This is a genomic window from Streptomyces sp. NPDC088254, assembly GCF_044740925.1.
In the GTDB taxonomy this organism is placed as follows: Bacteria; Actinomycetota; Actinomycetes; order Streptomycetales; family Streptomycetaceae; genus Streptomyces.
This window is the reverse complement of record NZ_JBIURQ010000003.1, coordinates 205,554-227,739: the sequence shown is the minus strand read 5'-3', so window position 1 is coordinate 227,739 and position 22,186 is coordinate 205,554. Positions and strand designations below refer to the sequence as shown.

Below are 22,186 nucleotides of genomic sequence, written 5' to 3'. Positions count from 1 at the left end.
CTGGACCGAGAAGGACCTCATAGCCAACCTTCGAACTGGACCCGCCCGCCGCGCATGCTCCACCGAGCACCGCGTTTCGTCACATCATCCGTGATCTCGAGCACTTCGTTGCCGTAGTGCGCGCTCGACGGGCTGATGGTTCGGGTCGCGTTCGGGTTGCCCAGCAGTTCGCCCAGCAGTTCCCTGCCGCCGTCGTTCAGAGCCCGCCTGTTGTTCAGACGGTTGGCCCCCCGAAGGAAAGGTGCGTACTTGGCGACATGACCAGGGGTGCGCTTGACCGGGTCGGTGTGCTTCTGCAGGGACCTTCCCGCCTCGGTCAGGTCGTAGTCGTACTGCCACTGCTTGCCCTTCTTGGGCGGGATGGGCCGAAGGGCCGCGGCGGCCAGGTCGAGATCCGTCGCGTCGGCCAGACCGCAGTTGTGGGCGAGGACCGGCGTGGATCCGGCCAGCACGTAGTACGTGTGGACGTCCGTGACGGTCAGGTTGTGAACCGTCGCCTTCTTCGCCGTCCACGCCTCGACCGCGCCGACCTGGATCCAGGTGCCCGAGGACGTCTGGAGCCACTGGCCCGGCTTCAGTGCACCGACGTCGATCCACTTCTTCAGGGACGGAACCCAGAAGGGGTGACCGGCGGTGGCGGTGAACGTCATGTTCCGCGACGGCTCGGCTGAGCCTTCATGGACCGACAACGTGACCTTCACCAGCCGCTTGGTGCCCTTGCCGATGATCGTCGCCGTGGCCGTCCGGACCGAGGTCCTGCCCGTCCTCGGGTCGGTGGCGACGACCTTGTCGCCGACCTTGACCTTCTCGATGGGCTTGGTCGACCCGTCGGCCATCAGCACACGGGTGCCGGGCTTGAAGCTGTTGGCCTCGCAGGCTGCTCCCTGGACCTCTTCCTTGACGGTTTCCTTGACCTCCTTCGCGACTTTCTTCACCGCCCGCTTCACCTGCGACGGCTTCGGACGCGGCTTCGGCTGGGAGCGGGGCTTGGCACGCGGCTTCGGACGGGCCGCCGCCTTGCGGGCCGCAGCCCGGCGGGCCGCCGCCTTCTTCGCCGCGGCACGTGCCGCGCGGGCACGGGCCTGGGCTGCCGCCCTCCTCGCCGCCGCGCGCTTGGCCGCCGCACGGGCCGCTGCCCGCTTGGCCGCCGCACGCTTGGCCGCGGCCGCCTTGCGGGCCGCCTCACGGCGGGCCTTGGCGGCAGCGCGCTTCGCGGCTTCGAGGGCACGCTTGCGGGCCAGGGCCGCGGCACGACGGGCTGCTGCCTGGGCCGCCTTGCGGGCCGCGATGATCGCCGCACGGCGGGCCGCCGCGCGGATCGCCGCCTGGATGGCGATACGGGCCGCTATACCGATCAGGATCGGGAAGAACGCCCCGGACGGGTCGGAGAAGGTGGCCGGTGCGTTGTTGCTGTAGGCGTACGGGTTCATCGTGGCCGGGTTACTGAAGTCGACCATGGGGTCGACCTGGATGAACCGGCCCGTCACCGGGTCGTAGTCACGGACGCCCAGGCGGGTCAGTCCGGTGTCCTTGTCGACCGTGCCGCCGACGAAGCCGCGCTCTCCGGGCCAGGCGGTGGGCTGCTGCCCCCGTGCCTCGCCGAACGGCATCGCCTTGCGGCGCGTCACCCGCATCGCCGGGTCCGCCATGTCGACGGTCGTGTGCGAGGTGCCGTGGCGGTCGGCCAACATCAGCTGACGGATGCCGCCGGTCGCACGGACCGTCGTCGAGCCGTCGGGGTTCCCGTAGAACCGTTCCGCCTTCGCGCTCGTGTTGGTCGCGTCGACGGTCAGCTCGGCGTCGGCGAGGTACAGCGTGCGACTGCCGTCCGCTCCGGTGCGGATGAGGCGGTCGCCGTCCGCGCCGTACAGGTACGACGTGGTCTTCGCGGCGCCGCCCTCGACCGGCTGGGTCACCTTGCGCAGCTTGCCCTCGACGTCGTACTCGAGCGTCTGGTTGGTGCCGCCGTGCTGGCGTCCGACGGTGTTGCCGGCCTTGTCGTAGGCGAAGGTGTTCAGGCGCTCGCCCTGCGGGCCGACCGACTTGATCTCGGCCAGCGCGCTGGGACCGCCCACGCCCTCCTTTCCGTACAGGTAGGTGCGGGTGACGTCCTTGGCGGTGTCACCGGTCGGGTCGTGCTCCACGAGCTTCTTGCGGTTGCCCGCGTCGTCGTACTCGAACGACTGCCAATAGGCCTCCGGCCCGCCGACCGTGTCCTTCGACGGGGCCGCCGTGCAGTCCTCAGCCGTCTTCGGCGTCCAGGCCGAGGTCATCTGCCTCAGCTGGTCGTAGACGAAGCACTGCGTGTCGGTCTTGCCCGCGTCGGGAGCCGCGTTGCCGGGCACATCGGTGATCTTGGTGACGTTGCCGGCCTCGTCGTACCCGTACCGCGTCTCGCTGATGCGGCCCGGGTTGACCGAGCGGTCGAAGGTGGCCGTCTGAAGGCGGCGCGTGAACTCGTCGTAGACGTACGTCCCGTGGACCTGCTTGCCGGCCGGACCGGCATCCGTGCTCAGTATCTCGCCGAAGGCCGAGTACTCGACGCCCGCGAGGTACGTGGACGCGCCGCCCATGAAGATCGGGAGATCGTCGGAGTTGTAGCGGAAGACGACCTTCTCGTTCACCAGCCCGCCCAGGCCCGGCACCTCGACCCAGGCCAACTTGCCGGTGGGGGTGTACTCGTACTTGTACTCGTACGAACCGCCCAGCCCGGTCACCTCGGCGGGGATCACCGTCTTCGTCTTCTTCACCCGGTAGGCGTTGTCGTACTCGGTGATCTCCTCCCGGTACTCCAGGCCGTTGTCGTAACGGATCTGCGCCGTGGGCAGGCCCTTGGCGAGGGTGTCGTACGTCCACTCGATGCGCTTCGGCCCGGTGGCACTCCCCTCGCGCAGGGTTTCCGGACGGCCGCCCGCGTCATAGGTGGTGAACAGGGACCGCTTCATCGGGTCCACGGTCTCGACCACGTTGTCCGCGTTGTCGTACCGCATCTCCGTGCGTCCGCCGTCGGGGTCGACGACGGCCGTCTGACGGCCCCGCTTGTCGTACTCGAACGTGGTCACCGCACCGCCCGGAGCGGTCACCGTGCGCAGGTTGTCCAGGTCGTCGTACGCGTAGACGGTGTCCCGCCACTTCGTACGCTCGGCGTTGGTGTACTCGCGCAGCCGCTCCGTGCGGCCCTCGGCGTCCTCGAAGGTCGCCGTGACCGTGTCGCCCTTCGGCGGGATCGTCGTGGAGACGTCCCCGTCGCGTTCGGTCGTCGTACGGAGCTTCTCCGTGCCGCGGTAGTACGTGATCTCCGCGGTGGGCTGGCCCAGGCCGTCGAAGGTGGTGCGGTTCTGCGACGGTACGTCCTGGTCGCCGACCGGGAGCAGCTTCGGCTCGGGCTCGGAGGAGTTGTAGTAGCCGTCGTTCTCCTTCCAGACCCGGCCGACGCTGTCGTAGAAGGTGTCGTTGACGATCCGGCCCGCGCCGACCGCCTCGTCCTGCGTCTGCCGCTCGCGCAGCATGCCGTCGAGGATCTCGTACGACACGGCGTACTGGCCGTTGTCCTTCAGCGTCCGCGAGGTGACGACCGTCGGGCCGTCACGGCGGACGGTGTAGTCGTAGCTGGCGGACGGGCTCTGCGACGGATCGCGGTCGATCTCCCAGACCTTCAGGAGCCGGCCCAGCGGGTCGTACTCCATGGTCGACGACTTGCCGTTGGCGTCGGTCTCCTTCTCGGGAAGACCGCGGACGGCGTCGAACTCCGTCGTCTCCGTGTGCAGGAGCGGGTCCGTGGAGACCTGCTTCAGCGGACGCGCCACGGTCTTCGGGGTGAACTCGACGGACGTCTTGCGGTTGTCCGCGTCCCACGTGGCGACCTCACGGCCGTGGATGTCGTACTCGGTCCTGTCGATGGTGACGTAACCGTCGCCGGTCGCGTTCATCTCCTGGACCTCGGTGGGCAGACCCCTGGTGGGGGCCGCGCCGAAGGCCAGGTTGTCGTAGAACGTGCGGCTGTCCTCCACGACCTCGCCGCCGGTGGTGCCGCAGGCTCCGAGGGTGGTCTTCTCGCGGGACTCCAGCTCGATCAGGTGCGCCCCGGTGTTGCGGGCGTAACTCACCGTCGAACAGCGGACCTTGCCGCCGGGCGTCTTCTCCTCGACCTGGTACGGCAGGCCGTAACCGTCGTACTTGGTGGTCTCGGTGGAGGTGCGCCAGGTCTCGCCCTTGACCCGCTCGCGGGTGCGGACGGTCTCCGGGCGGGTCATCCACGCCTCGAGCGGCGTGGTCCCGGCACGGGTTCGGGTGGCCGTCCGCACCGCCCAGGGGGTGGTGACGGTCGCCGAGTCGACGGGACCGCCGTCGGACTCGTAGGTGATCTGTTCCAGCAACTGCCCCTGATACTGCGGCAGATCCTGGTGGCTCGCGCCGTCACTGGTCTCCACGGCGGACGAACGCGTGCCGGAGGGCAGCTTGTCGCCGTGCAGGCCGCGGAAGTAGCGGTGCTCGCTGAGCTGCTTGACGTCGCTGCCGGCGCCCTGGCGGGTGCGGACCCGCTCGTAGCCGCGGTACTGCGACCAGGTGCGGTACTTCTTCTCGGTGAACTCGCTGTCGTCCCAGGCCCATGCGGCGCCGCCGAGGAACTCGTACGAGGTGACCTTGGCGGGACTGTCGGTGACCAGGTCCTCTTCGCTGACCCGGGTGACGACGTACTTGTGGAACCAGTCCTTGACCTGTGCCGTCGCGCCCTTGGGTGTCCAGAACTGCGGGAAGCAGCGCATGGTGTTGGTCTCGGGCGAGGCCGGCATCCGCTTCGGCTCCAGGGCCTGGCAGTCCTTGGCCGAGTAGGTGACGCCGATCCGGCCGCCGGTCTCGGTGTCGATGGCGTGGACGCGGTGGCGGGAGAAGGGCGGCAGGCCCTCCACGCCGTCGACGCGGTTGTCCATCTGAAGCCCTGCGAAGGTCACCTTCGGCATGTCGGCCGTGCCGTCGGCGCCGTGCCCGGTACGGGCGATCGACTCCAGCCACAGGGCCGGGGAGGTGGCGTCACCGGTGGGCGGGTACGACTGCTCCAGCGTCCAGGTGTCGACCGGCTTGAGGGCGCTGCCGACGAGCACGCTGGTGCTGATCTTCGTCAGGCGCTTGGTCGTCCAGAACGTGGGGGAGAACTTGTCGGTGCACTTGGCGCCCGACGCGCACTCCTGGTCCAGCGGGGTGTCCGGCCAGTGCTTGGCGTTGGCCGCGGTCCGCTTGGCCTCGGCGCAGTCGAACGCCGCGCTCGGTATGCATCGTTCGGACAGAGTGAAGCCGACGCGGCCGGCCGGCAGGACGCCGAACAGCTTGTCGGAGCGCAGGCCGTAGTCGATGCGCGCCAGCTGCGCGTTGCGGTCGTAGCGGGCCTGCTGGTCGGCCTTCATGTTCTGGCCGTAGAAGTTGGTGAACTTCGTCCACCACAGGGTCATGGCGTCGCCCAGCGGGTCGACCACGTAGTCCAGGTTCCAGCGGTAGGCCTGGGCGCAGTCGGAGTCCATGAACGCCGTGGCGTGGCAGGGCTCGTCGGGATGGTTGCCGAACACCGGCACGGTGAGCGCCGAGTTGGTGACCGTGCCGTCGGGGGCGCCGGGCAGCTTGTTCAGGCCGAAGTGGTACTGGGTGCCGTCCGTGGTGGTCAGGATCCAGTACTCGCCGTCCTTGGCGCCGTTGGCGGCGCCGGTCTTGTGCTCGAGGCGCGAGCCGTCGTCGTCGGCGGGACGCCACTCGTCGGTGCCGTCCTTCTTGACGAGTTCGGTGGTGTTGCCGCCCAGCGACATCACCACGTGGTCGGAGCCCCAGCACAGGTCGCCGCTGTCGCCGGTGTTGTTGGGCTTCTTCCCGTCGACGGCGTCCTTGTCGTCCGAGCAGGAGCGGTACTTGCGCTCGATGTAGCCCGGCTCGTAGTCCCAGCCCTCGGCGATCCAGGAGGACTGCGCATTGGTGGACGCGGTGCGGCCGTCCACCGCCTGCGAGGAGTAGGACAGTTCGACCTCGGGCTGCGGGCCGCCGGGCACCTCGGGCGCCTCGATCGGGTAGGCCCACGAGAAGCCGCCGGAGGACGAGCCGGCCATCCAGGAGCCGGACGGAGCGAGCGAGGTCGCCGCGTGGCTTCCGCCGGGCCCGGAGGCCTCCGCCGCGGCGGCGAACATGGTGGGCGCGGCCGCCAGGTCGGCGGTGGCCCGGACCGTCTTCGCGGCCGGGTCGTTGGCGCCGGGCAGGGCGGTGCGAGTACGGCACCGCTCCAGCTCGGGCGTGGTCAGCGCGCAGGCGGGAAGCTGGTACAGGCGGAGCCGGGAGCCCCAGTCACCGCCGTAGGTGTCCTTGAACGACGCGTAGTCCAGCTCCAGTTCGACGGAGCCGGACGCGGCGGGGGCCAGGCCGGTCTTCGCCGGCGCCGCGGTGAACAGGACGCCCTGGACGCCGGCCTTGCGGGCGGCGGTCTCGTCCTTCACCTGGACCTGGAGGGCGCTGCCGGCGTCGGCGGCTGCCTTCTTCGGGGCCGCGCCGCGGACGCCCAGCGCCGTACGGGCGGGTGCGGCCGTGGCCTGACGGGCCTTCACCAGGCCGGTCCGCACGGCGGTGTTCGCGCCCGGCGCGGTGGAGCCGGCGGTCAGCGGCGCCCGCTTGGGAAGCTTGTCGCGACTGTCGGTGACCAGTGTCGTGAACGTGCCGGGCGACACCTTTCCGGCCGCGGGCTTGAAAGCGCCCTCGGCGTCGTCCCGGGCGGCCGGACGCTTCTTCTCGAAATCGCGTCCCGGAACGGACGGATCGCGCTTGACGTCCGAGATCCTGGTGCTCCCGTCGGCGGCACTCGCGTCGTCGGGTATGAGGCCGACGAAGAGCACGAGGCCCACGAACAGGGAGACGGATCTGTGCCAGTGGCCGAAATAGCGTAACTGTCTTATGACTTGGTCCACCGAAGGACCTCCCCCTCACTCACTCTGTGTGATCTCACTCTGTGTGATCGAGTGTTGAACGGTCAGACAGTAGGCGTTGCCGATCACCCTGACAAGCAAAGGCCGGGCAATGCGACAATCCCCACTTTGCTCATGCGTAGGTAAAGAACTCCCCTTTCCGCGTGTACTGTTCGGCCTCGCGGCCCGAGTGAAAGGGCACGCAGCGGCCCCCGTGAGGGGCGCGCACGGCAACGACTCCGGGGGGATTCGCCCATGCCAGAAACATCCCGAAGACAGCGTCCGGCGAGGCGCTCGGCTCGGGCCGCGCTCGTCGCGGTGCTCGCCGGCGGGACGCTCGGGCTGACACCGCTGATGCCGCTCACGGCCGGCGCCGCCGACGCCCATCCGGCCGAGGCGGCCGCCGACGCCGAGGAGAGCGCACTCCAGCAGGCCGCCCAGAGCGGCAAGCCCGTGGAAGTGGTGTCCGCCCGCACCGAGACCAGCGAGACGCACGCCCTGCCCAACGGCAACCTGCGCACCACCCAGCACAGCCTGCCCGTCCGCGTGAAGCGCGAGGGCGTGTGGACCGCGGTGGACACCACGCTCACCGAGGCCGCGGGCCGGATCTCGCCCAAGGCCGCGCCCGGCCGCGTCACGTTCTCCGCGGGCGGCGACACCGAACTGGTGACCTTCGCCGACCAGGGCGGCGAACTCGCCCTGACTTGGCCGAAGCCCCTGCCCGAGCCGGTGCTCGACGGGGCGATGGCCACCTACCCGGAGGTGTTACCGGGCGTCGACCTGGCGGTGAAAGCCAGCCTGGACGGCTTCAGCCAGGCGCTGATCGTGAAGACGCGCGAGGCCGCCGACAACCCCGACCTGGCGCGGATCGACTTCGGTCTGAGCGCCGAGGGTCTCGACCTCACCAAGGACACCGCGAGCGGCACCCTGCGCGCGGTGAACGCGGCCGGGCAGACGGTCTTCGCGTCGTCCACGGCCCGGATGTGGGACTCGTCGGGGACGGAGGAGGAGCAAAGCGCCTCCCGGACCTCGGCCGCGGCCAAGGCTCCCGCCGGCCCGGCAGCGAAGTCCCCGCGCACGGCGACCGCCACGACCGCGTCCGAGAACGATCCCTCCCCGCTCACCTCCAAGAGCAGCGAGGTCGGCGTCCAGGTCTCCGACGAGAAGATCACCCTGACGCCCGACCAGAAGCTCCTCAACGCGCCGGACACCCGCTTCCCGGTGTACATCGACCCCCGGACGACCGGTACCCGCGAGGCCTGGACCATCGCCTACAAGCCGCATCCGACCAGCAGCTACTGGAACGGCACCGGCTGGGACGGCGGCAAGACGGACGAGGCGCGCGTGGGCTACGAGTCGTCGTCCGGCGGCACGGCCCGCTCCTACTTCCGCGTCGGCAGCAAGTTCCTGGCCGGCGTGAAGGTGATCGACGCGCAGTTCCAGATCACCGAGACGCACGCGTGGTCCTGCACGCCGAAGCCGGTCGAGCTGTGGCTCACCGGCGGGATCTCCTCGGCCACCACCTGGAACAAGCAGCCGGCCCTGAAGACCCTCCAGGACAGCCGCAACTACGCCCACGGCAACGAGGACGTCGGCTGCGCCAACAAGGCGGTCGACTTCGACGCCAAGGACGCGGCCGTCAAGGCGGCGGCCTCCAAGTGGTCCAACGTCACCTTCGGCCTGAAGGCGCCGGACAAGGCGGAGGACTCCAAGGACGAGTACAGCTGGAAGAAGTTCAAGCCGGACGCCAAGCTGATCGTCGAGTACAACCGTCCACCGAAGGCCCCTTGGGCGCTGGACACCATCCCCAGCTCCAAGGTGAGCGCCACCGAGTGCGGCAACGGCTCGTCGTACGTCACCCTCGGCAACACCGACGTGACGCTGACCGCGCAGGTCTGGGACCCGGACGGCGGCGGCGTCAACGTGCAGTTCCACCTGTGGGCGACCGGCAAGCACGACACCGCGCCGGGCATCATCTTCGACAAGCGCGTGAAGGTCACCGTGAAGGCCGCCGACTCCAAGGGCGCGCAGGCGCGGGTCGTCGTGGGCAAGGACCTGCTGAAGAAGCATCTCGGCGCCAGCAACGGCCAGTTCTCCTGGAAGGCACAGGCCGAGGACACCGCGGACGCGAACTTCGCCTCCGACTGGACGCCCACCAAGGGCGCGCCGGGCTGCCGTTTCGGCTTCGACCCGAACGCGCCGACCGTGATGCCGGTCGTCGACTCCAAGGACGATCTGTACCCGGAGACCACGGCCGACATGGAGCCCGTGGAGGGCGCGCTGTCGCGCACCAAGGGCGTGTTCGAGTTCGGCGCGAACGGCGTCGCGGACACCGTCGACTACCTGTACGGCCTGGACCGCACCCCGCCGAACGTGTCGGCCAAGCCCGCGGCCAAGGGCGGCAAGGCGACCGCCGAGATCACACCGCTCACGCCGGGACCGCACACGCTGTACGTGCGCATGGTGGACGCGGGCGGCAATCCCGGCCCCGTCTACCCGTACCGGTTCTACGTGAAGAGCCCGGGCGTGACGGACAAGCCCGGGGACGTCAACGGCGACGGCCTGCCGGACATGTTCGCGATCGACGGCTCCGACAACCTGCGCCTGTACGGCGGCACGGGCGCCGGCAAGGTCGCGACGATGCTCCCGCTGTCCTCCGGCGGCGGCTGGGGAGGCTCGCTGCTGACGCACCGGGGCGACTGGACCGAGGACTTCTACGAGGACCTGGTGGCACGCCGTTCCGACGGCAAGCTGTACCTGTACCCGAACAACGGGCAGGGCGAGTTCACCGAGGACACCAAGCAGGAGGTGTACGTCTTCCCGGACCCGGAGACCGAGGTGGCGATCGACCCGGCGACGATCAAGCAGATCGTCTCCGTCGGTGACATCACCCCGGACGCCGAGTCCGCCAACCCCGACTTCGTCGCGGTCGTCGGCGACCAGCTCTGGTTCCTGCCGGGTTACGCCTACGGCACGGTCGAGTCCGGCTACGTGATCGGAAGCAGCGGCTGGGGCAAGATGCAGCTCGCCTCCCCCGGCGACGTGGACGGCGACGGTTTCACCGACCTGCTCGCCCGTGACACCGTCGGCGGCGGACTGTGGGTCTACCACGGCCGCAGCCCGGGTGACGCGGACGGCGACGGGATCCCCGACGGCGGCACCGACCCGGCCTCCCTGGGCGACGGCGCCAACCGCACGGCCCACGCCACCGGCTGGACCACGGCGGCCCGCCCGCTGTTCACCGCCACCGGCGACACCGACGGCGACGGCGTAGCGGACCTGTGGACCACGACACCGAACACCACGGCGGGCCTGGAGTACCTCCCGGGCCGCCGAACCGGCGTGGGCACCCCCACGGTCGTCGGCACGGGCGGCTGGCAGACGATCAAACTGATCTCCTAGGCGGTCAGCCCGGAAGGGACCTGACAGCACGGAGTGCACGGAGCCCCCGGCCGACAACCCGTCGGCCGGGGGCTCCGTCGCGTCAGCTCGGCGGGGGTCAGCCCGCCTGGCCCATTCCCGCCGCGTTCGGCCAGCTCTGGGCGTTGGGCCACCCGGTGGCCGCCGCCGGGGAGAGGCCGTTGGTGCCGCGGACCTGGGCGGCGGTCAGGCCGCCTCGCGCCGGGACGCCCGGAGGGGTCTGGCCGGAGGCCATGGGAGCCGCGGCCGGCGTCATCGCCGGCGCGGGCACCGGGGCAGGGGCCGGCGGCGGGGCCATCGCCGCGGGGGTCATGGCAGCCGGGGCCATCGCCGCGGGAGCCATCGCGGCGGGCGCCATCGGCGGCGGGGCCATCGGCGGCGGCACGGGCGCCATCGGCGGGGCCATGGCGGCCGGGGCCATCACGGGCGTCATCGCCGGGGCGGGGGCGGGGGCCGGGGCCGGGGCGGGCGGCTGGGGCGCCGGTATCGACTGGGGGAAGATCTGGGCCGCCGCCGGCAGCGGCACCCCGGAGCCGTCGGAGGGGGTCGGGGCCGACATGCCGGCGGCGGCGGCCGGGGCGGGGGGCAGCCCCGGCGCACCGGCGCCCATGGCCTGAGCGGCAAGGCCCGGCATGCCGGCCCCGTTGGTAGCTCCCACCAGCCGATCCACGGCCGCCGTGCCCGAGCTGTAGCTGGTCCCGGCGCCCAGCTCGGGCACGGCGGCTCCCCTCCTGTTCCCGTAGAGCACCTGTTCCAGGCCGGACACCAGGCGACGCACGTCGACCTGGGGGCGCACCACGAGCCTCAGGAAGCGGCTGGAGGAGCCGATCTTGTTGCCGCACTCGCGGACCAGGATCCGGTGCTCGGTGAGCAGCCGGTCGCGGACCACGGTGCCCTCGGCGCCGACGGGGAGGCGCACGAAGAGGAAGTTCCCCTGCGAGGGGTAGACGGTCAGGCCGGGCAGCGCGGAGAGCTGGCTGGCCATCTCCAGACGGTCCCGGCGCACCTGCATCAGGCTCTGCGCGTACTCGGGGCCGTGCTCCTTCAGCATGAACACCACGTGCTCGGCGAAGGAGTTGAGGTTCCACTTGGGCAGCATGGAGCGGACCCGCCCGGCCAGCGCCGGGTTCGCGACCAGGTAGCCGAAGCGGATGCCGTGCAGGCCGAAGTTCTTGCCGAGGCTGCGCAGCACGACGACGTTGGGCCGCAGCATGGCCTCCTGCACCACGCTCGGCTCGGCCTCGGCGTCGGCGAACTCCAGGAACGACTCGTCGATGACGATCAGGTCCAGGTCGGCCATTGCGTCCATGAACTGCACCAGCGCGTGCTTGTGCAGGAACCCGCCGTCAGGATTGTTCGGGTTGCAGATGACGGCGACCCGGGTGCCGCGGGTGCGGATGAACTCGGCGTACTGCGCGAGGTCGAGGGCGAAACCGCTGGACTCCTGGAGCGGGAACATGTCGACCCGCTTGCCGGTCTCCATCGGCTGGTCGGTCCAGCGGCCGAAGGTGGGGACCGGCACCGCGAGGGACTCGCGGACCAGCAGGTGGTCGATCCAGGTGATCAGCTCGGTGGAGCCGTTGCCCATCGCGACGGCCTGCGGCGGGAGTCCGAGCAGGTTGCACAGCTCGGCGGTGATGGTGTCGGCGCTGCTCGGGTAGTACGTGATGATGTCCCGCAGCCGGTTCGACATCTCGTCGAACATCTGCGGGGTGGGGAAGTAGGGATTGCAGGGGATGCAGAAGTCCACCGGCCCGCCCCCGTCGCCGCCCTCGCGGGTCAGCGCCGCCATCGACGGGCTGTGCGCCGCGGTGCTGCGGAACAACGAGGTGACGTTGTCGGCCATGGAACCTCCGTATGGGGCGGGCCCGGTGGGGGACGACCGGGCCCGTCGTCATCTGGGTGGCCCGCGCGGGGGAGCGCGGGCCGTCCCTACATACGCAGGCCGGGGCGCAACTGTTCAACCGCCGAGAAGCGGGTGTCAGTTGCGCCCCACCGCTGAGGGAACGTCAGCAGTCGAAGGAGTGGACCGTCGTCGACCGGTACGTCCGGCCGGGCCGCAGCACGGTCGACGGGAAGTTCGGCTTGTTCGGCGAGTCCGGGAAGTGCTGCGTCTCCAGGCACATGCCGTCGCCCTGGCGGTAGACGGTCCCGCCGCTTCCGACGAGCGTGCCGTCGAGGAAGTTCCCGGAGTAGAACTGCAGGCCGGGCTCGGTGGTGGAGATCGTCAGGGTGCGGCCCGAGGACGGGTCGCGCAGGGTGGCGACGGGCGCCGGCCGGGAGGTGATGCCCTTGTCGAGGACCCAGTTGTGGTCGAGGCCCTGGCCGTACAGCAGCTGCTGGTGGGCGACGCGGATGTCCTCGCCGACGGTCTTGGCGCGGCGGAAGTCGAAGGGGGTGCCCGCGACCCTCGCCAGCTCGCCGGTGGGGATCAGGCCCGAGTCGACGGGCGTGTAGCGGGCGGCGTCGATCTCCAGCTCGTGGTCGTAGACGGTGCCGCTGGACTCGCCGGCGAGGTTCCAGTAGACGTGGTTGGTGAGGTTGACGACGGTGGCCTTGTCGGTGGTGGCCTCGTAGTCGATGCGCCAGTCGCCGTGCCGGGTGAGGGTGTAGGTGACCTTGACCTTCAGCGTGCCCGGGTAGCCCATCTCGCCGTCGGCGCTGGTGTACCGCAGGTGCAGGCCGACGTCGGAGCCCTTGGCGAACGGTTCGACGCTCCACACGTGCTTGTCGAAGCCCTTGGAACCGCCGTGCAGGCTGTTCGCGCCGTCGTTGACGTCGACCTGGTAGGCCTTGCCGTCGAGGGTGAACTGCCCCTTGCCGATGCGGTTGCCGAAGCGGCCGATCAGCGCGCCGAAGTAGGGGGACTTGGCGACGTAGTCCTCGATGTTGTCGAAGCCCAGGGAGACGTTGGCGTAGCGGCCGCGACGGTCGGGGATCTCCAGGGACTGGACGATGCCGCCGTAGTCCAGGACCTTCAGCCGTGTCCCGCCGTTGGCCAGCGACCACAGGTGGACCTCGGTGCCGTCGGCGAGCGTGCCGAAGACCTTCTTGGTCGGCTTCTTGCCGCCGGAGGTGGAGGCCTCGGCGACACCCCCGAGGGCGGTGGCGGCGATGCCCGCCGCAGCGGCGCCCGCGATGACCGTGCGTCTGTTCAGTTCCATGTAGCGGCTCCCGAAAGTGGGGTTGGGTGGGAGCCCCGCCGGGGCCCGCGCCCCCGAAGGGGCGCGGGGAACCGCGCCATCGGCCACGACCGGCCCGCAGGTTCGACACGGCTTGTACGGCCTTTCCCGGCGGAGCGTCCGCGCTTGCTTACGAACCGGACTTGCGCTTGTTCCACACGTCGAAGCCGACGGCGGCCAGCAGGGCGAGGCCCTTGATGACCTGCTGCCAGTCGGTGCCGACGCTGAGGAGGTTCATGCCGTTGTTCAGCACGCCGAGGACGAGACCGCCGATGATCGCGCCGAGGACGGTGCCCACACCGCCGCTCATGGACGCGCCACCGATGAACGCCGAGGCGATCGCCTCGAGTTCGTAGTTCAGGCCCGCCTTCGGAGAGGCCGCGTTGAGGCGGGCGGCGATCGCCAGACCAGCCAGGGCCGCGAGCACGCCCATGTTCAGGAAGACCAGGAAAGTGACCTTCTTGTCCTTGACGCCGGACAGCTTGGCCGCCGGCAGGTTGCCGCCGATGGCGTAGATGTGCCGGCCGAAGATGGAGTTGCGCATGAGGTAGCCGTACCCGACCACCAGCGCGCCCAGGATCAGCAGGATGATCGGCGCGCCCTTCCAGCTGGCGAGCAGCAGGGTGACGACGAGCAGCGCGGAGACGATCGCGACGAGCTTGAGCAGGAAGAGGTTGGTCGGCGGCACGTCGAGGGAGAACTCCCGCTGACGCTTGCGGTCCCGGACCTCCTGCATGACCACGAAGGCGATCAGCACGATGCCGAGGAGCAGGGTGATGTTGTGGTAGTTGGTCTCCGGGCCGACCTCCGGGAGGAAGCCGTTGCCGATCTTCTGCAGCCCGAGGGGGAACGGGCCGAGGGTCTGTCCCTCCAGCAGGATCTCGGTGACGCCGCGGAAGGTCAGCATCCCGGCGAGGGTGACGATGAAGGAGGGTATGCCGAGGTAGGCGATGAAGAAGCCCTGCACCGCGCCCGCCACGGCCCCCGCCAGCAGGCAGAGGGCGACGGCGACGGGCCACGGCACGTCGTGCTGCACGGTCAGCACGGCCGCGAAGGCCCCGACGAACGCGGTCAGCGAACCGACCGACAGGTCGATGTGGCCCGCGATGATGACCAGCATCATGCCGATCGCGAGGATCAGGACGTAGCTGTTCTGCAGCACCAGGTTGGAGATGTTGTGCGGCGTCAGCAGTCCGCCGTCGGTCCACACGCCGAACAGCGCCACGATCAGACCGAGCGCGATCAGCATGCCGTACTGACGCATGTTGCGGCGCAGGCCGTCCAGCACCAGCTGGAGCAGGTTCCCGCCCGCCGCGTCCCCGCTCTTGCCGGGCGGCGCGGGGGCCGGGCTCTTGGCGGTCACTTCCGTGCTCATCGGGTTACCTCTTTGTCCTTCGTCATCTGACGCATCAGCGATTCCTGCGTGGCCTCGGCACGCGGGAACTCACCCGTCAACCGCCCTGCGGCCATGGTGTAGATGCGGTCGCACATACCGAGCAGCTCCGGCAGCTCGGAGGAGATGAAGACGACCGCCTTCCCTTCCGCGGCCAGCTTGTCGATGACCGTGTAGATCTCGTACTTGGCGCCGACGTCGATGCCGCGCGTGGGCTCGTCCAGGATCAGCACGTCCGGACCCGCGAAGATCCACTTGCTGAGGACGACCTTCTGCTGGTTGCCGCCGGACAGCTTGCCCACCGGCTCGAAGACGGTCGGCGCCTTGATGTTCATCGACTTGCGGTAGCGCTCGGCCACCTGCCGTTCCTCGTGCTCGTCGACCACGCCCCGCTTGGCGACCTTGTCCAGGGCGGTCAGCGAGATGTTCCGGTTGATGGTGTCGATGAGGTTGAGGCCGTAGTGCTTGCGGTCCTCGGTGACGTAGGCGATGCCGTGCCCGATCGCCTCCGCGACGGACTTGGTGCGGATCTCCTTGCCGTCCTTGAGGACGGTGCCGCCCGCGTACCGGCCGTAGGACCGGCCGAAGACGCTCATGGCGAGTTCGGTGCGGCCGGCGCCCATCAGTCCCGCGATACCGACGATCTCCCCGCGCCGCACGTCGATCGACACGCCGTCGACGACCTTGCGCTGCTGGTCGATCGGGTGGTGCACGGTCCAGTTGCGGATCTCCAGCGCGGGCGCCGCGCCCGCCTCCGGCTCGTGCGGGGTGCGCTCGGGGAAGCGGTTGTCGAGGTCGCGGCCGACCATGCCGGAGATGATCCGGTCCTCGCTGGTCGCCTCGGCCTTGACGTCCAGGGTCTCGATGGACTTCCCGTCGCGGATGATCGTCACCGAGTCGGCGACCCGGCGGATCTCGTTGAGCTTGTGGGAGATGATGATCGAGGTGATGCCCTGGTTCTTCAACTCAAGGATCAGGTCGAGGAGTTTGCCGCTGTCCTCGTCGTTCAGGGCCGCGGTCGGCTCGTCGAGGATGAGCAGCTTCACCTTTTTCGACAGGGCCTTCGCGATCTCCACGAGCTGTTGCTTGCCCACGCCGATGTCGCAGACGCGGGTCTCGGGGTGGTCGCTCAGACCGACCCGGCGCAGCAGCTCGGAAGCGTGGCGCAGGGTCTCCCTCCAGTCGATGAGCCCGCGCTTGGCGTGCTCGTTGCCGAGGAAGATGTTCTCCGCGAGGGAGAGGTACGGCACCAGCGCCAGCTCCTGGTGGATGATGACGATGCCGTGCTGCTCGCTCGCCCGGATGTCCTTGAAGCGGCAGAGCTCTCCCTCGAAGAGGATCTCCCCCTCGTAGGTGCCGTGCGGGTGGACGCCGGAGAGGACCTTCATCAGGGTCGACTTGCCGGCGCCGTTCTCTCCGCAGATGGCGTGGACCTCGCCCTGACGGACGGTCAGTGTGACGTCCGACAGCGCTTTGACGCCGGGAAAGGTCTTGACGATCGAGCGCATTTCCAGGACGGGTCCCGCCATGGTCGTGCCTTCCAATCCGTGTTTCGTGTGAAGGGCGTCGGCGCTTACTTGAGCTGGTCGGCGGTGTAGTAGCCGCCCTTGACCAGGACCTCCTCGTAGTTGGTCTTGTCGACGCTCACGGGCTGGAGCAGGTACGCCGGGACGACCTTGTTGCCGTTGTCGTAGGTCTTGGTGTCGTTGACCTCGGGCTTCTTGCCGTTGAGGGACGCGTCGACCATGTTCGCGGCGACCTTGGCGAGCTGGCGCAGGTCCTTGTAGACGGTCTGCGTCTGCTGGCCGGAGATGATCGACTTCACCGAGGCGAGCTCGGCGTCCTGGCCGGTGAGGACCGGCAGCGGCTTGGCGGCGCTGCCGTAGCCGTCGGACTTCAGGGCGGACAGGATGCCGATGGAGATGCCGTCGTACGGAGAGAGGACGGCGTCGACCTTCCCGCTCGCGTACGACTTGGAGAGGATGTCGTCCATGCGGCGCTGGGCGGTGGCGCCGTCCCAGCGCAGGGTCGTGACCTGGGTGATCTTCGTCTGGCCGGACTTGACGACGAGCTTCTTGCTGTCGATGTACGGCTGGAGCACGCTCATCGCGCCGTTGAAGAAGTACTTGGTGTTGTTGTCGTCGTTGGAGCCGGCGAACAGCTCGATGTTGAAGGGGCCCTTGCCCGACTTCAGGCCGAGCTTGTCGGCGATGTAGTTGGCCTGGAGCTGGCCGACCTTCTCGTTGTCGAACGACGCGTAGTAGTCGACGTTCGGGCTGTTGAGGATCAGGCGGTCGTAGGAGATGACCGGGATCTTCGCGTCCTTGGCCTGCTGGAGAACGTTGTCCAGGGACTTGTTGTCGATCGCCGCGACGATCAGCGCCTTGACGCCCTGGGCGATCAGGTTCTCGATCTGGGAGACCTGCTGCTCGGGCTTGTCCTCGCCGTAGACCAGCTTGGTCTTGTAGCCCTTGGCCTCGAGCTCCTTGACGACGTTGTTGCCGTCGGAGATCCACCGCTCGGAGGACTTGGTCGGCATCGCGATGCCGATGGTCGCGCCCTTGGTGTCGCCCGCCTTCTCCTCGCTGCCGCCTTCGCTGTTCTGGCCGCAGGCGGACAGGGTGAGGGCGAGGGACGCGGCTCCGGCCAGTGCGGTGAGTGCGGCTCTGCGGTTACGCATGGTCATCATCCTTGATGTGGTGAGGGTGGTTCCCGGCCCCGCGAGTTGGAGGGCCCGAAGGCGGTGTGCCGGAAGGGCCGAGAAAACGCGCGTGTGGGATTCTGTTCGGCTGCGTCTGCTTGTGTGAAGCGTTTGTGTGCTGTGTGTCCGGAACGTTATGCGGGCGTTTCGAACCGCTTCAGTTCGCCGGGCAGTCGCGACCCCAGCGGAGCCATGTCCTCTCCGGCTCCGTGGCGTGCGAGCAGGTCCAGGGCGAGCCGGCCGCGCCGCACCCGCTCCTTGGCGGTGGACAGCGTCAGTTCCCGCAGGTGGTGCCCGTAGGGGTAGATGCCCGGGGTCTTGGAGAGACCGAACTTGAGGTAGAGCGGCGCCCCGCGCCGGATCAGCTCGGCGACCTCGTACATCCGGACGTACCCGCCCAAGTCGTCCGGTGCCTCGATGTACATGTCCATCGGAGCGCCCGACACCCGCCGGATCTCGGTGAGGTGATCCAGCGTCAGATCGCTGGGCACGTTGACCGAGTCGGCGCCCAGGTGCTCGTACACCGCGTACGCGGCCGGGTTGACGGGGCCGATCAGTGCGGACACCTTGAGCGTGGTGTCCGCCGGGATGATCCCGGCCTGCCGCGCCCGGTGCAGCGTCCACAGCACGCCCTCGTCGGCGACGAGCAGGCACTTGACGCCCAACTCCGTGGCCCGCACGGCGTCTTCGACGCAGCCGGCCACGGCGTCGTGGCCTCTGGCTCTCAGTCCCGCGCCGCGCGAGTCGGTCCGGGTGGAGCCGCCGATGTCCCAGGTGCCGCGCGGACCGGTGAACAGGCAGAGCTCGATGTCGCGTTCGGCGGTCGCCTCGACCATCTCGGTGATCTCGGCGTCGGACAGCATCCACACACCGCTGCCCTGGCTGATGCGGTGGATGGGCACGTCGAGCCGCGAGGCTTCCTTCAGGGCGACGGTCAGCGCTTCGGGGCCCTCGCACGAGGGGATCTCGGTGCGCCAGCGGCCGCCGCCCGGGAACGTGTGCGGTGAGGCGTCGGCGGGATCGAGGGCGGGCGCGCCCAGACCGAGCGCGGTGAGCGCCGGCTCGCCGGGTCGGCGGGCCGCCGTGGCGGAAGCGTCGGTGGTCACAAGGCTGTCCTTTGCGTTCGATATGTCGGACGAGGTTCGCGGCTCAAGGCGGAAAGGGGTGGTGGTACGCCGGTACGGAGGCCGTCAGGTGCCTTCGCACCGGCGCACGGCTGGGGGTGGCCTACGGCCGGAGCAGCACCTTGCCCACCTTCGGATCGCCGGAGCCCACCAGCTCGATCGCCTCGGGGAACTCCGTGAGCGGCAGCTCGTGCGTGACCAGCGGCAGCGGGTCCAGCAGTCCGGCCCCGAACACCCGGACGGTGTGGGACCAGGCGTCCGGCGGAGCCCCGAAGACGGTGTGCACCTCCAGCTGCCGTACGACCAGGTCCGTCGGGTCGAGTCCCTCGGCGCCCGGCGCCGGGATGCCCGTCAGGACCAGCCGGCCGCCGCGCCGGAGCAGCGAGGCGGCGGTGCGCGCGGCGGACGCGGACCCGGCCGTCTCGATCACCACGTCGAAGTCGTCGGGCAGCGCCTCGTCCCGGGTGCGGAAGCCGGTCGCCCCGAACTGCCGGGAGAGCTCCTCCCGGTCCCGCCGGGTGCCGACCACCAGCAGCTCGCCCGGCGAGCCCGCCTTGAGGAACTGGACGGCGAACATACCCAGCGTCCCGGTGCCGACGACGGCGACCTTCTCGCCCGGCACCGCGTGCGCCTTGAGGGCGGCGGCCGCGATGCAGGCGGCCGGCTCCAGCAGGGCGGCGGCGGTCAGGTCGGCGTCGTCGGGCAGGACGTGCAGCAGCCGGGCCGGCAGGGTGAGGGTGGCGGCCATCGCCCCGGGCTGGGTGAACCCGGTCTCCTCGTAGCCGTCCGTGCAGAGCGTCGTCTCGCCCGCGTGACAGCGGTCGCAGACCTGGCAGTTGCGGAAGCCCTCGCCCACGACCTTCCGGCCGACCAGTGAGGCGGGCACTCCCGTGCCCACCGCCTGGACCGTCCCCGACCACTCGTGGCCCGGGGTGAGCGGGTAACGGACGTAGCCCTCGGGCCGGTTGCCCTGGTAGACCTCGCGGTCGCTGCCGCAGATGCCGACGGCGTGGACCCGCACGAGCGCCTCGCCCGGCTCCGGCTCGCGCGGCGTGTGCGCGACGAGCCGGTGCTCGCCCGGCGCCTCGACGACGACGGCGGTGGTCACTTCCCGGAGCCCTTCGGCTTGCGCTGCTCCCAGCCCTCGGCCCACAGGTCGAAGCGGGCCTGCTGCTGCGGGAACTCGGCGGCCGCGTCCACGTCCAGCTCGACGCCGAGACCGGGCGCGTCGGAGAGGTGGAAGTAGCCGTCGACCACCTCGGGGGCGCCCTTGACGACCTTCTTGATCTCCGCGTCCGCGAAGTCGTTGAAGTGTTCGAGGATCTTGAAGTTGGGCGAGGTGAAGCCGACCTGGAGGGAGGCGGCGGTCAGCACCGGCCCGCCCACGTTGTGCGGGGCGACGAGCACGTAGTGCGTCTCGGCGGTCGCCGCGAGCTTGCGGGTCTCCCAGATGCCGCCGATGTGGCCGACGTCCGGCTGGATGATGTCGACGGCCTGGCTCTCGAAGAGCTCGCGGAACTCGATCCGGTCGTGGATGCGCTCACCGGTGGCCACGGGGACGTCCACCTTGGCGGCGACCTTCTCCAGCGCCTTCAGGTTCTCCGGCGGGCACGGCTCCTCCAGCCAAGCGGGCTTGAAGGGGGCGAGCTCCTTGGCCAGGCGGACGGCGGTGGCGGGGGAGAAGCGGCCGTGCATCTCCAGCATCAGCTCGGCGTCCGGGCCGATCGCGTCCCGCACGGCCTCGATCAGGGAGACGGCGTACAGGGTGTTCTCGTGGTCCAGCTCGTAGTGGCCGGTACCGAAGGGGTCGATCTTGAGGGCCTTGTAACCGCGCTCCATGACCCCCTGGGCGGCCTTGTGGTACGCCTCCGGGGTGCGCTCGGTGGTGTACCAGCCGTTGGCGTACGCCTTGACCTTGTCGGTGACCTTGCCGCCGAGCAGTTGCCAGACGGGGACGCCGAGGGCCTTGCCCTTGATGTCCCAGCAGGCCATCTCGACGACGGCGATGCCGGACATCACGATCTCACCCGCGCGGCCGTAGTCGCCGTACTTCATCCGGCGCACCAGGTCCTCGACGGCGAACGGGTCGGAGCCGAGAATGTGGTTGGCCTCGGCCTCCTTCAGATAGCCGATCAGCGCGTCGGTGTGGCCCAGCATGCGGGTCTCACCGACACCGGTGATGCCCTCGTCGGTGTGCACCTGAACGTAGGTCAGGTTGCGCCAGGGCGTCCCGACCACGTGTGTGCTGATTCCGGTGATGCGCACGGAAGTTGCCCCTCAGCTGTTCGAGATTTCGTCACACGTTCGAAATGCTGGCGTGACAGTAAGGACGGTGTGAGGGGAGTGTCAATGGGTCGAACAGGTAACGGTTTCGACAGTTTCGGGTGATCTTTCGACCGCGGGAGATCGTTTTTCGGCTGAGGGAAGCCCGTGAAGGCGTTGGTTTCCCACACAACTTTCACAGGGGGACCTAGGAACGCCACGCCCTGGGAACCTAGTCTTCCCGCGTCATGGATTACTGCCACCCGTGCCGACGGCACCTCAACGGCGCCCTCGCCTGCCCGGGGTGCGGCGCACCCGCTGAACCGCAGGGCGCGTACGCGCCGGAGGCGTACGGGCGGGAGACGTACCCCCCGGACGCCTGCCGGCCGGACCCGTACGGGCCGCAGCCGCACGAGAGGCAGCCCTACGAGCAGCAACCCTATGAGCGGCAGTCCTACGAGCCGCAGCCATACGAGCAGCAGTCGCCCGCCCCGGAGCTCGGTCACGCCGACCGCCCGGAGGCGGCCGAAGCGGTGGCCGACGACCCCGCGCCGGCCGAAGACGCCCCCGCGCAGGGACGTGCCGCCCGCCGGCGGGAGCAGGGCCGGGGCGGTCGGGTCCGGGACGCGGGCCGCGGGTCGGCGTCGGCCGACGAGAGCGACGCGAGTCGTCGCGACCGCAAAGCAGCCGTCCATCGAAGACGTCGTCGCCGGACCGTGCTGATCGCCGCCGGCTTCGTCCTGGCGGCCGGCGGGCTGAGCCTCGCCGAGCTCGGCGCCGACGGGCCCGGATCGCCCGAGCCGAACCCCGCGGCCGCCGACGGGGAGTCCTCGCCGCTCGAAGACGACTCGTCCACCCCCGCCGCCACGGCCGACGCCGACGCCCGTGAGGCCCCCGCCCCCGCCGCCTCACCCCGCCCGTCGGCCTCCTCCTCGGCCTCCCCGACCTCGGCGTCGCCCTCGCCCAGCGCGTCGGACACGAAGTCGCCGACCCGCGAGGCTTCTGCGGCGTCCTCCGCCCCCAGCGCGTCCTCCGCGCCCGCGCGGGACCCCCGGACGGTTCCGACGCGCACCGCCGGCGCCACGCCGACGACCTCCCAGCCGGCCCCGCAGCCCTCGCCTTCGGAAACGTGCAACCGTTTCCTGTGGTGGTGCACCTGAGTCCGCCCGGCC

The 22,186-nt window shown here is 69.9% G+C and carries 11 protein-coding genes; 2 read left to right on the top strand and 9 right to left on the bottom strand.

Going from position 1 to position 22,186, the window contains the following annotated elements; translation table 11 throughout:
- Positions 1-17: 17 nt before the first annotated feature.
- Positions 18-6,935: a polymorphic toxin-type HINT domain-containing protein gene (locus ACIOC0_RS11565; RefSeq protein ID WP_402154723.1), complete on the bottom strand. Its 6,918-nt coding sequence runs from the start codon at positions 6,933-6,935 to the stop codon at positions 18-20.
- A 252-nt stretch (positions 6,936-7,187) separates the two neighbouring features.
- Here ACIOC0_RS11565 and ACIOC0_RS11560 point away from each other — a divergent pair, with 252 nt between their 5' ends.
- Positions 7,188-10,334 (top strand): FG-GAP repeat domain-containing protein, encoded by a 3,147-nt coding sequence (locus tag ACIOC0_RS11560; protein WP_402154721.1) that lies wholly within the window; start codon positions 7,188-7,190, stop codon positions 10,332-10,334.
- A gap of 97 nt (positions 10,335-10,431) precedes the next feature.
- Here the strand turns inward: ACIOC0_RS11560 and ACIOC0_RS11555 are convergent, their stop codons facing one another.
- The 8 genes from ACIOC0_RS11555 to ACIOC0_RS11520 all read right to left on the bottom strand — a co-directional run bounded on the left by ACIOC0_RS11555 (position 10,432) and on the right by ACIOC0_RS11520 (position 21,017).
- Entirely contained in the window at positions 10,432-12,198 is a 1,767-nt protein-coding gene (locus ACIOC0_RS11555) for a pyridoxal phosphate-dependent aminotransferase (RefSeq protein ID WP_402154719.1), read from the bottom strand.
- Positions 12,199-12,361: 163 nt separating this feature from the next.
- Positions 12,362-13,516 carry an aldose epimerase family protein gene (locus ACIOC0_RS11550; RefSeq protein ID WP_402154717.1) on the bottom strand — a complete coding sequence of 385 codons (1,155 nt, stop codon included), beginning with the start codon at positions 13,514-13,516 and terminating at the stop codon, positions 12,362-12,364.
- Between the two features lie 148 nt (positions 13,517-13,664).
- A complete protein-coding gene (mmsB, locus tag ACIOC0_RS11545) occupies positions 13,665-14,909 on the bottom strand; it encodes a multiple monosaccharide ABC transporter permease (protein ID WP_402154715.1) in 1,245 nt (414 codons plus the stop codon).
- A complete protein-coding gene (gene mmsA, locus ACIOC0_RS11540) occupies positions 14,906-16,456 on the bottom strand; it encodes a multiple monosaccharide ABC transporter ATP-binding protein (RefSeq protein WP_402154713.1) in 1,551 nt (516 codons plus the stop codon). The genes mmsB and mmsA overlap by 4 nt, the downstream gene beginning before the upstream one ends.
- A gap of 44 nt (positions 16,457-16,500) precedes the next feature.
- Positions 16,501-17,607, bottom strand: a complete 1,107-nt coding sequence (gene chvE / locus ACIOC0_RS11535; protein WP_402154711.1) for a multiple monosaccharide ABC transporter substrate-binding protein — start codon at positions 17,605-17,607, stop codon at positions 16,501-16,503.
- 155 nt (positions 17,608-17,762) lie between these two features.
- Positions 17,763-18,734, bottom strand: a complete 972-nt coding sequence (locus ACIOC0_RS11530; protein ID WP_402154709.1) for a hypothetical protein — start codon at positions 18,732-18,734, stop codon at positions 17,763-17,765.
- Positions 18,735-18,855: 121 nt separating this feature from the next.
- Positions 18,856-19,860 carry a zinc-binding dehydrogenase gene (locus tag ACIOC0_RS11525; protein ID WP_402154707.1) on the bottom strand — a complete coding sequence of 335 codons (1,005 nt, stop codon included), beginning with the start codon at positions 19,858-19,860 and terminating at the stop codon, positions 18,856-18,858.
- Positions 19,857-21,017, bottom strand: coding sequence for a mandelate racemase/muconate lactonizing enzyme family protein (locus ACIOC0_RS11520; protein WP_351098672.1), 1,161 nt, complete (start codon positions 21,015-21,017; stop codon positions 19,857-19,859). The genes ACIOC0_RS11525 and ACIOC0_RS11520 overlap by 4 nt, the downstream gene beginning before the upstream one ends.
- 245 nt (positions 21,018-21,262) lie before the next feature.
- Between ACIOC0_RS11520 and ACIOC0_RS11515 the strand changes: the two genes are divergently transcribed.
- On the top strand, positions 21,263-22,174 hold the full coding sequence (locus tag ACIOC0_RS11515; protein WP_402154705.1) for a hypothetical protein: 912 nt from the start codon (positions 21,263-21,265) through the stop codon (positions 22,172-22,174).
- Positions 22,175-22,186: the final 12 nt, after the last annotated feature.